Origin of the sequence: Pseudomonas sp. 32_A (assembly GCF_017490905.1) — a bacterium.
Taxonomy (GTDB): domain Bacteria; phylum Pseudomonadota; class Gammaproteobacteria; order Pseudomonadales; family Pseudomonadaceae; genus Aquipseudomonas; species Aquipseudomonas inefficax.
Map to the genome: position 1 here is coordinate 1 of NZ_JAFGYI010000375.1, position 437 is coordinate 437.

Consider the following 437-nt stretch of genomic DNA (forward strand, 5'->3'; position numbering starts at 1 on the left):
GCCGGAACCGCTTCGCGAGCGCGCGATGCGGCGCGTCGGCGATCTCGTCGAACAGGCGGCTCGCGCTCCTGAGCACGTCGATCGCCGGAAAATGGCCCTTCGCGCCGAGCTGCCGGCTCAGATACACGTGGCCGTCGACGATCGAGCGGATCTCGTCGCCGATCGGATCGGGCTCCTCTTCGTTTTCGAGCAGCACCGTGTAGAACGCCGTGATGCTGCCCGCCCTCGTGCGCCCGGGCCGCTCGAGCAGGCGCGGCAACTGCTCGAACACCGAGGCCGGATAGCCGCGCCGCGCGGGCGCCTCCCCCGTCGCGAGCGCGAGGTCGCGCAACGCGCGCGCGTAGCGCGTCATCGAATCGAGAAACAGCATCACGTCGCAGCCGAGATCGCGGAAATACTCGGCGATCGTCGTCGCGACGAGCGCCGCGTTGCAGCGG

At 70.0% G+C, this 437-nt stretch carries 1 pseudogene; it reads right to left on the bottom strand.

Going from position 1 to position 437, the window contains the following annotated elements:
- Nucleotides 1-437 (bottom strand): annotated as a pseudogene (gene bsaS, locus J5M58_RS27140) (SctN family type III secretion system ATPase BsaS); the annotation flags it as partial.